7 protein-coding genes are annotated in these 14,033 nt (G+C 70.4%); all 7 read right to left on the minus strand.

The window, feature by feature from the left end; genetic code table 11:
- Positions 1-55: 55 nt before the first annotated feature.
- Positions 56-2,467 carry a carbohydrate binding family 9 domain-containing protein gene (locus tag IT359_21695; GenBank protein ID MCC6931619.1) on the minus strand — a complete coding sequence of 804 codons (2,412 nt, stop codon included), beginning with the start codon at positions 2,465-2,467 and terminating at the stop codon, positions 56-58.
- Between the two features lie 254 nt (positions 2,468-2,721).
- The gene (locus tag IT359_21700) at positions 2,722-6,870 is read right to left on the minus strand and encodes a PHP domain-containing protein (protein ID MCC6931620.1); all 4,149 of its coding nucleotides are present in this window, start codon (positions 6,868-6,870) and stop codon (positions 2,722-2,724) included.
- A gap of 1,878 nt (positions 6,871-8,748) precedes the next feature.
- On the minus strand, positions 8,749-10,302 hold the full coding sequence (locus IT359_21705) for a hypothetical protein (GenBank protein ID MCC6931621.1): 1,554 nt from the start codon (positions 10,300-10,302) through the stop codon (positions 8,749-8,751).
- Between the two features lie 178 nt (positions 10,303-10,480).
- Positions 10,481-10,978: a GNAT family N-acetyltransferase gene (locus tag IT359_21710; GenBank protein MCC6931622.1), complete on the minus strand. Its 498-nt coding sequence runs from the start codon at positions 10,976-10,978 to the stop codon at positions 10,481-10,483.
- Between the two features lie 52 nt (positions 10,979-11,030).
- Positions 11,031-11,549: a DinB family protein gene (locus tag IT359_21715; GenBank protein ID MCC6931623.1), complete on the minus strand. Its 519-nt coding sequence runs from the start codon at positions 11,547-11,549 to the stop codon at positions 11,031-11,033.
- Positions 11,550-11,646: 97 nt separating this feature from the next.
- The gene (locus tag IT359_21720) at positions 11,647-13,095 is read right to left on the minus strand and encodes a radical SAM protein (GenBank protein ID MCC6931624.1); all 1,449 of its coding nucleotides are present in this window, start codon (positions 13,093-13,095) and stop codon (positions 11,647-11,649) included.
- Between the two features lie 501 nt (positions 13,096-13,596).
- Positions 13,597-14,033, minus strand: a 437-nt coding sequence (locus IT359_21725) for a prolyl oligopeptidase family serine peptidase (protein ID MCC6931625.1), incomplete at its 5' end; no start/stop codon positions are given.

The following is a 14,033-nucleotide window of genomic DNA, read 5'->3' on the forward strand; positions in this document are numbered from 1 at the left end:
GGGGCGCGCGTGCAGCTCGCGCCCGGCTGGGCGGCGACCATCGACGTGATGCCCGCTAGAATGCCAGCATCTGCGTGAACTTCACGATCAGCGCGCGCCCGGGGATCGGTGCGTCGGGGGTGATGATCCGCTGGTCGTTGTAGACGATGAAGAGGTCGCTGAGCGGATGGTGGATCAGGTTGAAGCGCACGTTCGCGTTGAACTGCTTCGTCACCTCGTCGTACTGTGACAGCGCGTCGATGAACATGTTCGTCGTGAACGAGTAGTTCACCTTCGCCGTGAGCAGGTTGTTGACGAACGCCACGTTGGGGCGGTCGAGCTGCGCCGAGGTACGCTGCATCCCGAGCGTGGCCCGCATGCGATACCCAGCGCGCAGGGTGACCGAGCCGTTGATGGTGCGCTGCGTCCCGGAGTAGAGCCCACCCCAGATGATGCGCGTGTCGGTGGAGATGGGGCGGCTCTGGTCGCTCACGATGTACACCTGCCAGTCGGTCCAGCCGTAGCCGCCGGGGGCGAGCGGCTCGGCCATCTTCGCGTTTGGCCGCAGCGGCGCCGTGAGTCGGTTGAACCTGGGGTTTGCCGAGAGTTCGATGACGGCGCCGTTGTTGAAGAAGGCAGACCAGCCGGTGTGCAGGTTCTTCGACACCATGTCGCCCGTCTTCAGGTCTTCCTGGTAGTCCCACACCACGTGCGGGTGGAACTCGCGGATGGTGTGTGCGCGGAGCCACGCGGAGCGTGGGCGCAGCCCGGTATCGAGGATGTACTTGCGGACGTCGGTGCGTCGATAGTACCCGAGGTCGTTCTGGAAACCGGGGCCGAGTTGCATGACGCCCCCCTTCACGTGCAGGAAGTTCCCTTCGCGATTGATGGTTGAGCGCCAGGCGTAGCCGCCATCGGCGCCGTTCGTGGCGTCGGTGCGGACGGCGTAGGAGTTCCAGTCCAGCGTGCGAAAGAGGCGCAGGTTGTTGTCGATGCCGTACACACGGTTGAAGTAGTCGCCGCGCTGGCGCACGATGCCGGTGTCGGGGCCGCCGAGGTTGATGCGTTGCATGGCGAAGAACCCGAGGTCGTTGCCGATGCGCCCGAGGTTCTGGCGGAAGCGGAAGACGCTGGAGTTGGCGCGCGGGTTGCGGTCGTCGCCTCGTTCGTTGATGGACAGGATGCCGAGCCGCGATGACTCGGTGAGCTTCCCCGTCAGCCGCAATCCGCCGTCGATCGGCACCTGGACGCCGGCACCCGAGAGCCCGATGCGGCGCGAGAAGAAGAGGAGGTTGTCCTCGTCCGGCGTCGGGACGGTGTTCACGCGGTTGTTGCGCGCGGCATCGCCGATGTAGAACACGCCCGAGTTCTCGAGAAAGAAGTCGCGCTTCTCCGGGAGGAAGAGGGAGAACTGCGTGAGGTTCACCTGCTGCTCGTCGGCCTCGGCCTGGCCGAAGTCGGGGTTGAGCGTGACGTCGAGCGTGAGCCCGGGGGTGAGCGCCGCCTTGATGTCGGCGCCGACGTTCAGGTCGTTCGAGAATCGCGGCGCGGGGGCCGCCGTGGTGCCGAGCGGTCGCACGGTGGTTTCGGCGAGGTAGGGCTTCACGCGCAGGTCGCGACCGGCGCTCCCCACGCGCAGCCCGACCAGGTTCCCGGCGAGCGAGACGCGATTGAGGTTGAAGGCGCGCGGGACCGCCGACCAGAAGACCACCTCGTTCTTGCGGCGAATGTGGCGCGAGAAGTTCACTCCCCACGGCTGCTGCGATGCCTTGTCGAAGCGCAGGGCACGAAACGGGATGCGGAACTCCGCGGTCCAGCCGTCGTCCACCTGTCGCGTGCGCACCTCCCAGACGGCATCCCAGCTCTGGTTCACCTCGCGCCCTTCGAGTGCTACCTGCCGGTCGTGGCGCGCCCCCTCGACGTTGGTGCTGAAGACGTAGCCGTTGCGCCGGTCCCCAAAGGTGTCGAGCAGGACCTCGAAGTCGTCCTGGTCCTCTTCCTTGAAGTCCTTCTTGATGTCGGTGACGATCGGCCGGCCCGGCTGCGAGTCGTGCAGGTGTGCGGCGATGTAGAGGTAGTCGTCGTCGAAGGCGACCCAGACTTCCGTTCGCTCGGTGGCGGGCTCCCCGTTGAGTGGTTCGCTCTGGACGAAGTCGGAGGAGGGGGCGTTGTTGCGCCACGTGTCGTCGTCGAGCGTTCCGTCGATGCGGATCGCGCCGGCGGTTGGGACGGCGACCAGCTCTCGGCGCCCGTCGCGCGCGGTGCGATCGGACGTGCGCTCGGACGTGCGCTCGGACGTGCGATCGGCGGTGCGGCCGGTCGTGTGAGGCGCGGTCGACGGTCGCGCGCGATCGGGTGGCGTGGGGGCCGCGCGTTGCGCCTGGACGGGCGTGGGTGCGGCTGCCGCGACGGCGAGCGTGACGGCGAGCGTTGTGGCGAGCGTTGTGGCGAACGTTGCGGCGAACGCGGCGGCGACGCTCGCCGTCACGAGCAAATGGCGGGACTGGTGTGCAGCAATCACGTCGACCGGCGGCGTGGATGGTGGGCTTCGGGGGAGCTCCGAAACTACGCGTTTCCGGGTGGGATCGCTCGGTCTTGATGCTGCGTTAGCGTGGGCGTTGCGCGCGCGGGCGTTGCACGCGCGGGCGTTGAGCGCGTGGGCGTTGAGCGCGCGGGCTGCGGGCGCGGCGGCGCGGGTCACTGCGGCACGCCGCGGCTCGCCGGTGCTCCGGCGACCATTCGTCAGTGGAAGTCGTGGCTGCGGGCCCACGCCTCGCCCGCGTCGGCCTTGAGGGGGGTGAACTGCTCGCCGCGCAGGTTGACGACGTTGCTCTCGACCTGGAGCGTTCCGCGGACGAGGAGGAGTGGGGAGGTGGAGATCATCAACGCCTGGCGTTCGAAGCGCTTGGGGGTGACGACGACGTTGAGGATCCCGGTTTCGTCTTCCAGCGAGAGGAAGACGAAGCCCTTGGCGGTTCCTGGGCGCTGGCGGCAGATCACGAGCCCGGCGTGGGCGACGCGTTCGCCGTCCCGTCCGTGTTGTTGCAGCTCGCGGGATGTGCGGACGCCGTTGGGGTGGAGGAGCTTTCGCAGGTGGCGCATCGGGTGGCCGTTGAGCGAGAGCCCGGTCAGGCGATAGTCGGCGTCGGTGGTCTCGAGGCGGGACATAGCGGGGAGTGGGGGGCGCGTGGGGCGCGGTCGCGATGGGGCGAGGGGGCCGGCGTCGCCGCGCAGCGCCTCGAGGACACGCCAGAGGGCGACGCGCCGGCGCTCAGCGGGCGGGACATCGGGGACCATGGTGTCGAAGGCACCGGCCTCGGCGAGGGCGCGAAGCGCGCGCTGGTCGAGCCCTGCGCGCTGGATGACGTCGGGGATGTCGTGGAAGGGGCCCTGCTCGAGGGCGCGTTCGAGCTTCTCGCGGGCGGCGGCGCCGAGTCCGTGCACGAGGCGGAGGCCGAGACGAACGGCGGGCGCCGCACTCCCATCTCTCGTCGCCTGCCTCCTGTCGCGCCGCTCGTCAGGCCTGTCGGCATGCCGGTCATCGAGTGTCCCGTCGGGTGTCCCGTCCTGCCTAACGCGAATCGCCACCTCCACGCCCACCGGCACCACCACCTTCCCGTTCCGCAGTTCCAGCGCGTGGTCCCAGGCCGAGCGCGTGAGGTCGACCGGGCGCACCTCCACGCCATGCCGCTTCGCATCCTCGATCAGCGTCCCCACCGAGTAGAAGCCCATCGGCTGTGCGTTGAGGATCGCCGCCGTGAACTCGGGGGCGTAGTAGTGGCGCAGGTACGCCGACGCGTAGACGATGAGCGCGAAGCTCGCCGAGTGCGACTCGGGGAAGCCGTAGTCGGCAAAGGCGTTGATCTGGTTGTAGATCCGGCGTGCGACATCCTCGGGGATCCCGTTGCGCGCCATTCCGGTGATGAGCTTCTCGCAGATGGCCGCCATCCGTTCGCGCGAGCGCTTGTGCCCCATCGCCCGGCGCAGGATGTCGGCCTCTCCCGGCGTGAACCCCGCCGCGGCGATCGCCACCTGCATCCCCTGCTCCTGGAAGAGCGGGATGCCTAACGTGCGCTTGAGGATCGGCTCCACCGCGGGGTGCGGATAGGTCACCGGTTCCTCGCCCGCGCGCCGCCGCAGGTACGGGTGCACCATCTCCCCCTGGATCGGCCCCGGGCGGATGAGCGCGACCTCCACCACGAGGTCATAGAAGCAGCGCGGCTTGAGGCGCGGGAGCGTGTTCATCTGCGCCCGGCTCTCCACCTGGAAGACGCCGATCGTGTCGGCCGCGCACAGGTCGTCGTACACCGCCTGGTCCGTCATGTCGAGCTGCCCGAGGTCGAGCGTGACCCCGCGGGCGGCGCGGATGTACTTGAGGCAGTCCTGCAGCACCGTCAGCATCCCCAGGCCTAACAAGTCGATCTTGACCAATCCCACCGGGTCGAGGTCGTCGCGCTCCCACTGGATCACCGTGCGGTTCGGCATCGACGCCGGCTCGATCGGGACCACCGTGCGCAACGGTTCGGCGGTGAGGACGAAGCCGCCGACGTGGATGGAGCGGTGGCGCGGCGCCTGGTGCAGCCCCTCGACGATGTCGGGGAGGACGTGCACCCGGCGGTCGTTGGGATCGAGCCCGGCCTGCGCGAAGATGGTGGAGGCGAGCGGGGAGGCGGGGTCGGCGGCCGTGTCCCGGGAAGTGCCTAACGACCTCCCCTCCGCCTCCAGGCGATCCACCAACGACTGGTTGCGGGTGTTCTGCTGCAGCGTGACCTGCGCGTTGGCGTTGCCGAACGGTTCATAGCCCTTCGAGTGGCGCGCCCCTCCGGGCCGGGCCGACGCCGCATCCAAGGGCGCCCCTCCATCCGCCTGGTCTCCAGCGTTGCCAGCGCCGCTGTCGTTCGTGCCGCTGTCGTTCGTGCCGCTGTCGCCGACGCGCGTCCGGCCGCCGGAATCCCATTCATGCTTCCGCCGCTTTGCCAACTCCGGGCGCCCGCTTCGCGCCGCTGCCTCTCGCGCCAGTCGATGCGCGTTCTCCCGCGCGTCCCCCCGCGCGTCCCCCCGCGCATTCCCCCGCGCGTCCTCTCCCGCGCTACGCTCCGGCGCACTCCCGTCTCCCCCCAGCCTTCGCTGGGGCAAGCTTTCCCGTCTCCCGTCCCGCTCTTCCCGCCCTTCGCCCCCCAGCCCGCGCCGGTGCGCCGCCTTCTCCTCCCGCATCCGCGTCGTCGCCTCCGTCCCCCGCACCATCCCCTGGCCCATGCGCTCCGCCAGCAGCCGTTCGGCACTCCACTCGTCGCGCTGCCTGCGCGGGTCGTCGGGAATCCCCGGGCGGTCGCTCTGCGGGTCGAGGTCGTACTCGCGCGCCAGCATGTCGGCCGGCGCCGCCCCTCCCCGCAACGCCTCCGCGGTCGCCTTCGCCGAAAACCGGTCGCTGAGGGCGCTGAGCACGTCGGCCTGCTGCACCGAGAACCCCAAAACACGCGCAGCATCACGCACCGCCGAGCGGCCGCGATAGGTGATCTGCTCGCAGACCATCGCCGCGTGCTCGCGCCCGTACCGTGCATAGACGTACTGCAGCACCTGTTCGCGGTCGCGGTGCGCGAAGTCGATGTCGATGTCCGGGGCCTCCTGGCGCTCGTCGCTCAGGAAACGCTCGAAGAGGAGTTCGAGCCGGATCGGGTCCACCGCGGTGATCCCGAGGCAGTAGCACACGGCGGAATTCGCCGCCGAGCCGCGCCCCTGGCACAGCACCCCCGTGCGATGGGCGAAACGGACGATGTCCCACACGATCAGGAAGTAGCCGGCGAGCCCCAGGCGCCGGATCGTGTCGAGTTCATGCGCCACCTGCGCCCGGTGCTTGTCGGTGCACTGCTCGCCCCAGCGTTCGCGGATTCCCTGCTCGACCAGTCGCGCGAGGTATTCATCGGCGCTCACCCCCGGCGGGAGCGGAAAGGTCGGGAGCGTGGGGCGCAGGTCCTCCAGCCGGAACGTGCATCGCTCGGCGATTGCCAGCGATGCGCGCAGCCCGGCGTCGTCGCCGCGCCAACGGCGTTGCAGCTGCTGGCGCCCCTTCAGGTACCACTCTCCGTTGGGGCGCAAGCGCTGGCCCATCGTGTCGAGCGTCCGCTCGTGGCGCAGCGCCGAGAGGACGTCGTGGACCACCCGCCCCGTGGGAAGGGCGTAGTGCACGTCGTTCGTCACCACCCACGGGATCCCCAGCGACTTGGCGAGGGGGATCAGGTGGCGGACGAGGGCCCGTTCCTCGGGGAGGTGATGATCCCATACCTCGATGGCGAGGCGCCCCTCGAAGAGGTCGAGGAGTGTGGCGGCCGCCTCGCACGCCCCGTCCACATCGCCAGCTGCAATCCGCGAGGGGATCCACCCGCGCGGGCATCCGGTGAGGGCAAAGATCCCGTCGGTGTGGGCGGCGAGCGTGTCGAGCGAGACTCGCGGCTCCCCGCGCGGGTTGTCCATCCGCCCCCGCGTGATGAGCGAGGCGATGTTGCCATACCCCGTGCGCGACTCGGCCAGGAGAACCAGGTGTGATGGGAGGCCGTCGATGTCGAGCGTGAGTTCGCAGCCGAGGATCCCGCCGATCCCCGCCTCACGTGCCGCCTGGGCAAAGCGGACCGCGCCGCCCAGGTCGTCGTGGTCGGTGAGGGCGAGCGCCGGCATGCCTAACGCCTTGGCCCGCGCGACCAGCGCCTCGGGTTCGGAGGCACCGTCGAGCAGCGAGAAGACGGAGTGGCAGTGCAGTTCGGTATACGGCAGAAGACGAGAAGACGAGAAGACGAGAAGACGAGAGGCCTGCCCCAGCGAAGGCTGGGGACGAGTCCTACGGGGGGTCAGTCGTACCAGCCGTGGATGAACCAGGCGTTGTCGGAGGCGGTGCAATCGCGGTAAAGGACGAGATGGCTGGTCCCCGTGGTGTCCTCGCAGCGCCAGTAGTCGCGGGCGTAGCCCGATTCCCACCAGTCGCCGGTGAGGCGTTCGGGGCCAATGGCGCGGGCCACGGTGATCACCTGCTGGCGCCACCGGATGGCGCGCGGCGGGCTCGTCGCGCGGCCGTCGGCGGTGCGGACCTCGGCGCGTTCCGGCGTCTCCAGTTGACGCAGCGCTGGCGCGCGCAGGAGCGACGGGGGAAGCGCTCGCGCGGCCAGGCGTGGCATGGCGCCGGGGGCGCCTTCGCGCACGAGGGTGAGCGCCCGGGTGCCTAACGCTTCGCGCGCAGGGTCCGCGTCCCGTGCCGGTGGGCGCTCGGCCGCTGCGATGGCGTGTGCGGAGATTGCCGGGGACGACGAACGCGCCAGCCCTCCTCGCCCGTCGCCCCCCCTCGCGCCGCTCCCGTCCCCCATCGGATCCTCCACCCGTTCCCATTCCCCGGCGCGCTCGGGCCGGTGCGTGTCGCGCAGCACCGGGCGCACGATGGCTCCCGTGCCTAACGTTGCACGCAGGCGGGCGAAGGCGGCATCGGCGGCGGCGGGGTCGCGCCAGGCCGGGTCGAGCAACTCGCCCTGGGCACCGTGCAGCGGCGCCGTGGCGGTGATGGCCACCGTTACCGCGCAGACCGGGGCATCGAGGCGCCACTCCTCCAGGAGTGCACGGCATCGCTCGAGGAGCGGGACCACGCGGGCCAAGGGGCGCGGGAGGCGCACCTCGCGCGTGATCGTGTGGGCGCGGGTGGCGGTCGGGAGCGCCCCGCGTGCGTCGTCGAGGGCCAGGGTGATGGCCACCACTGCGGCCGAGCGCCCGTCATGCACCAGGTCCTGCACCAAACGATCGAGAGCAGCTCGCACGAGGAAGAGGATCGGTTCCACCGAGGGGACGCTGGGCGACAGCTCGGCGACGACGGCGCGCGGGGCGTCGAGGCGGGCGAGCACCGGGCGCCGGCGATCCTCGCCGCGCGCCAGGCGCCACGCCGCCACGCCTTCCTCGCCCCAGCGTCGTTCCACGTCCTCGACGGTGAGCGCGGCAAGGGCCCCCACGGTGCGCAGCCCAAGCGCCTGCAGCGTCTCGCGCAACTCTTCATCCATCGGGACCAGGCCGAGGGGGGCTGGGGCGAGGTAGGCAGCGCAACCATCGGGTGGAACGATGACGATTCCCTCGTCCATGGGTGCGTCCTCGGCGCTCGCGCGTCGCGGGCGCCGCGGGTTGTCGTGCGAGTTGTCGTGCGGGTTGTCGCGCGGGTTGTCGCGCGAACGCCTGGCTGGTGTCGTGGGGCTGGTGGGGGAGGCCCACGTGGCGGCGCGGGCGGCGACGCACGAGTCGGCGATCCCGACGCGTGCTCCTGGGTGCCAGCGGCGGGCGAGGGCGAGGAGGCGGCGGGCCAGCGCACGTTCGCCGCCTAACGCTTCGAGCCCACTGGCGCCGATCCACCAGGTGCCGGGGCTACCGGCGACCGGGGTCACTTGCGGGCTTGCCTGCACGAAGGCGGCCGTGGCCCGTGTCACGGCACGCGTGAGTGCGTCCTCGTCCCAATGGGCCACCCGGAGTGTCGCGCAGCGCGAGCGTGCTTCGGCGATCGTCATTCCGGCCCGGATGCGGGCGTCGCCGGCTGCTGCCGTGGCGGCGCGCACGCGCTGGCCATCGAGGAGGACGATGGGGAGGGCGTCCCAGTGGGGGGCGGGCGGCGTGGGGAGGGGCCCGCCAGGCGCACCAGTGCCGCCAGGCGCACCAGTGCCGCCAGGTGCACCAGTGCCGCCAGGTGCACCAGGCCCGCGCGGCGCATGAGGCCTGTGCGGCGCACCAAGCCTGGGCGACGCACTGAGGCCGTCAGATGCAAGCATCGTCGGTGCCCGGGCGGCGGGATTCGCGGTGGGGTTTGCCGCTGGCGTCGGTTGGGGCGTTGGCCAGGGGGCGTTGGTGTTGGTGTTGGCGTTGGCGTTGGCGTTGGGGATGGGCGTGTTGGGGATGGGCGTGTTGGGGATGGGGGGTGTCATCCTCCCACCCGTCGTATCCACGGCGGGGGGCGAGGAGGAACTCGTCGCGGGCGATGGCCGGCTCGGCGCATCGGCGCTTGTGCGCGAGGGTGGCACCAGTGGTGCTTGCGGCACCTGCGGCACCTGCGGCACCTGCGGCACCTGCGGCACCTGCGGTACCTGCGGCACCTGCGGCACCTGCGGTACCTGCGGCACCTGCGATACCCGCGGCACCTGCTGTTCTGGTGTTGTCTGGTGTGTTGGGAGGCGTGGCGGGGTGGCGGTGCGTCGCGGGATCACCACGTCCTCCACTCCCATGGGGAGGAGGAGTTGTTCGTCGGACCCCGGGGGCGTCAGGAGCGGTCCGTTCCCCGCGGCGATTGCGTGTTGCCACGCCGCGCCGATCGGGAACCTGGGGATGCGCACACATGCGACGCGCCACTTCGATTGCACAGCCAACCTCCACGAGATGATGCGTTCCGCCCTTCTCGACCGTCACCTGCAACACGAGCGGGGTACGAAGCGCCCCGCTTTCGCCTGGGACATGGTGCGCGCCGTGGTCATCGAGGACTGGGCGTGCGGGCTCCGCCGTTCGTCCTGTTCGCGTGCGCGAGGGTTCTTGCGAAGGTTCTTGCGAGGGTGCTCGGGATGGCTCTCGCGAGGGAGGGCGCGTTGGTTCCCGCCATGGCGGTCGTCCCGGCGGGATGGGTGATCCATCGCGCGTGCGGTGGGCGTGCACGCGCAGGCGGACGGCGCCTCCAACGGCAGCGCGTCCACTCGGAGCGCGCCCGCCTGCCGCGCGCCCACCCGCCGCGCGCCCACCCGCAGCGTGCCCACCCGCCGCGCGCCCGTCCGCAACGCCGCGGTCGGAGGCGTGGCCGCCTTCGAGGGGCTCCTCGTCGCGCAGCATCACGAAGGCGGCATTGCCTTCGCGCGCCAGGCGGGTGAGGCGCACCGCGACGCCGTGCGAAAGCGAACCGCTTCCATCGAGGATCACCAACCCGAAGGCCCCGCTGCGCAGGAGGACATCGGCGCACCAGGGGCCGTGCGCCACCGCGGAGGCCGGCGTGGTGCGGCTGGCCAGCGGCGGGCGCACGATCCAGAGGCGTTCCGTCGTCGCCAGGGCGGCCCAGTCGGCCGGGGCCAGGGTGCGTGCGGCGTCCACGTATGCAACCCATCGTTTGTCCGCGAGCGCCTGGGCGACGATCTCGCGCACCAGCGTCGTCTTGCCGCTCCCGCGCCTCCCCACGATCTCCGTCAACCGCCCCAGGGGGAGCCCGCCGTCCGACAGCACGGCATCGAGCGCCGCGATTCCCGTCGGCATCCCGGTGGGAATCCCGTTCCCGGGGCGCGGGGGTGGGGCGATGACGGCCGCGAGTTGCTGGCGGAGGGTGGCGAGAGACGTCATGGACGAGAAGCCTGCTCCAGCGAAGGCTGGGGATGAAAAGCCTGCCCCAGCGAGGGCCGGGGACGGGGAGTGCCTAACGCGGATGTCCGGGAAGGAACTGCGGAAACCGAACAAAGACCGAAGTTCAAGGGGACAGCGATCCGCCCCGCGACGCGGAACATGGTCGGAACTCGTCAGGTCACGGGGGGAAGGGAGGGCGGCGCGCGGAGGTGTCCGTGCGTGCCGGCGGCGCACCGGCACGCAACGGTTTGCAATAGCACACGATCCGCTCGGACTCGGTGAAGCCCAACGCCTGGTGGGCCGCCTGGCTGGCGGCGTTGTCGAGCAGGGTGTCGGAGGCAAACTCGCGACAGCCTTGCGCCTGCGCCCATTGCTCCGCCGCCTGCACCAGCGCGCGCCCGATCCCGCGCCGGCGCCATGCCGGGGCGACGTACCACCCTTCGAGGTAGCCGATCCGGTCGGTCTCGCACCCTTCCGCATAGCTGCGGATGGAGAGTTCGACGAAGCCGACCACGTCACCCTCCAGCTCGGCGACCAGGCATGCGGCCGGGGCCTCGGCGGACCAGAAGAAGCGTTCGATCTCCATCGCATGTTCCTCGGCGGGGCCTTCGGGCCAGAGGGCCGTGCGCAAGGCGCACCAGGTGGTGGCGTCGGCGCGGATGACGGGGCGGATCATGCGAGCGGGGCGAGGTGACGGGTGAAATTTGCGGCTGGCGGATACGGCGGCCTTATATGCTACCCGGATCGTCGGCCGACGGGCCATAGATCCCGGGGAGCAGGACATCCTGCAGGCGAAGGTAGACCGAGAACTGCCCGCGGTGGTGCACCAGGTGGTTCAGCACCCAGGTCCGGGCGACGCCGATGCGCGGGCTGGTGAAGACGCGCTGGCCGCCCATCAGCATCGTCCAGGGGAGTTGGTATTCCTCATCGGTCATCGTGGCCAGGACCGCTCGTGCCTCGGTCGCGTTCCGGTCGAGGAGGGCGACGAGGGCATCGACCGACTCGAAGGCCGGCGACGTGTAGGGCGGGCCGCCCACGGGGGCGATGTCGAGTTCCGCCAGTTGCAACATCGTCCCGCCCCACGACGGGATTTCCGCGAGGTGGCAGGCCAGCTGGCCGAGTGCCATCGACTTGGGATGCGGTTTCCAGCTGGCGGCGGCGGCCGGGGTGCGCTCGAGGAGCCTGCGCGTGATGGCGATTTCCTGGTCGAACTCGGCGACGAGGGCGGTGGCGATGGCGGTGGACATGGTGGTGAGCTGGTGTGAGCTGGTGTGAGCTGGTGGTGAGTGTGGAACGAGGTGGAGCGTGCGATGGTGGGAATGCGGGGAGGGTCGGTTCTCCCCGTCAGAGCCCCAGGTCGAACTGGGGGGCGGGGGGCGCGACGTATGCTGGCCCCCTCTCCATGACGGGGAGCGGGGAGCGGGAGGAGATGCGGCTGACGGGGATGGGGGCGTTGTCCCAGACGGAACCGGCGCGTGCGGGCCCCGATGGGGTGTAGCGGCCGGCGTCCCATGCTTCGGTGGAGGCTGGGCTGGTTGCAGCTGTCGGTGTTGCAGCTGCCGACGGCTCGCCGGGGGCACGGGGGGCAGCGGCTCCTTCGAAGGCGCGCTCCTCGGGGGAGCCGTAGCGGATCCCGGCCTTGCGGCAGGCGCGCTTGAGGAACTGGCGCAGCCCGTCACGATAGCGGTCGGCGATCTGGAAGTGGTTGCCGTACGCCTTGCGGTAGCGTGGGGCGAGGTCGGGGAACTCCTCGTCGAGCCATGGGAGATAGCGGCGGCGCGAGGTGACGCGCAGCCGCAATGCGCAGGCGTTGATGTGCGAGGCGCCGTGGGCGGCGACCTGCCTGACGAGTGCCTCGAGGGCATCGGGGCGATCGGTGATCCCCGGGAGGACGGGCATGATGTTGATCCCCACGTCGATCCCGGCATCGTGCAGGCGGCGCAGGGCGCGCAGGCGCGACTCGGGGGTTGGGGCGCGCGGCTCGATGCGGCGGGCGAGGTCGCGATCGAGCGTGATGAGGGAGAGGTGGATGGTGAGGCGCGAACGCCGGGCGATGCGCGACAGGAGGTCGATGTCGCGGGTGATGAGCGGGCTCTTGGTGATGATCACCAGGCGCAAGCGCTTGAGCTCGGCCAGGGTTTCGAGGAGCTGGCGCGTGACGCGAAAGTGGCGCTCGGCCGGTTGGTACGGGTCGGTGGCGGTCCCGATGACGATCGGTTCCGCGTGCCGCACCGCGCCTAACGACTTCCGGCTTCCCTGCAGCGTGCGGCGCAGCACCTGGGCGGCGTTGCGCTTGACGAAGATGCGCCGCTCGAAGGCGAGCCACGGCGGCAGCTCCTCGAGTTCCTCCCCGGAAGTTTCGGAGGAGGAGTCCGGAACCGGCACGCGATCAGCGTCGGCCGGCAGCGACTCGCCGCTGGCGAGGAACCGTGTCCCCTCGCTCCCGGCGCCGAGCACGAGGGGGAGTTCCTCGTCCGCGTCCCGCCTGTCGTCACCCGTCCCACGTGTTGCCCGTTCCATGACGAACCGATGGGCATAGCGTGCATAGCAGTACGTGCAGCCAAAGGCACAGCCGATGTAGGGGTTGATCGACCAGAAGGGCATCCCGGTGCTTTCGGGGCTGTTGAGGACCCCGGTGGCGATGGTGCCGTAGTAGCGAATGTCCTTCTGGCTTCCGACCACCGGATGCCGAGGGGGCGAGGCCAGTTCAGCGAGTGGGAGCGTCGGCTGGAGCGCGTCGGTCCCTTGGGAGTATGCCTGCGCGGATTGCGCGTCCTGCTGTGCCTGTCGCATGTGCCACCTGTGCCGTTGGGGGACTAGCCCCGGGGCGATGACAGATACCGAAGAAAGACCGAAAACGCAAGAAGAACGGCGAGGGAGGAGAGAGGGGGGAGGCAGGAGAAAGACGGCAAGTCGTTGGGTGACGGCCGCTTGAGGGGGGTGGGCTCATGTGAGGGCGCGCGCGCGGCACGCCCCGGACACGTGGAGGACACGCGCCGGACACGTACAGGACGCGCACCTGGTGGCGCGGCGGTGGCGCGCGCCTGTGCGATAAGGCGTCATCCGGGCGGGCGCCCTCCCTCGGGTATGCCTCCGCGCCCCGCATGCCTAACGAAACAGAACCGCTCGTCGCCCACGACGGCCTTCTGCAACGTCCTACACGCACACTGCATCACCGCCCTGTCCGTGCCCGCCAGCCGCACACCCCCACCCAAACGCAAGAAAACGAGAGTCCACGCCCTCATCCCCGGACAGGCTTCTCGTCCCCAGCCTTCGCTGGGGCATGCTTCTGCCCTACTGCACCGGCGCCCGGTGCGTCGTGAACCACCCCTGCAGCGTCGTCAACTTGGCCGCTTCGTGGCTGGGGTAACGGCGGATGCCGTGCGGCTCGCCGGGGACGCGCACCAGCACCGACTCCACGCCGCGCATCTTGAGCGCCTTGTAGTACTGCTCGCTCTCCGACATCGGCGTGCGAAAGTCCTCTTCCCCCGTCATGATCAGCGTCGGCGTCTTCACGTTCTTCACCACGCTCAGCAGCGAACGCTTGTCGTAGTTCTCGGGGAAGTCCCAGGGGAAGCCGGGAAACCAGTTGTTGACGGACGATGGCGCCATGTCGGCGGTGAGCGAGAACGACTCCCAGTTGATCACGGGATAGAAGGCCAGCGCGGCGCGGAAGCGATCGGTGTGGCCAATCATCCACGCGGTGAGGACGCCGCCACCGCTCCCGCCGG

This window comes from Gemmatimonadaceae bacterium (genome assembly GCA_020852815.1).
Taxonomy (GTDB): domain Bacteria; phylum Gemmatimonadota; class Gemmatimonadetes; order Gemmatimonadales; family Gemmatimonadaceae; genus SCN-70-22.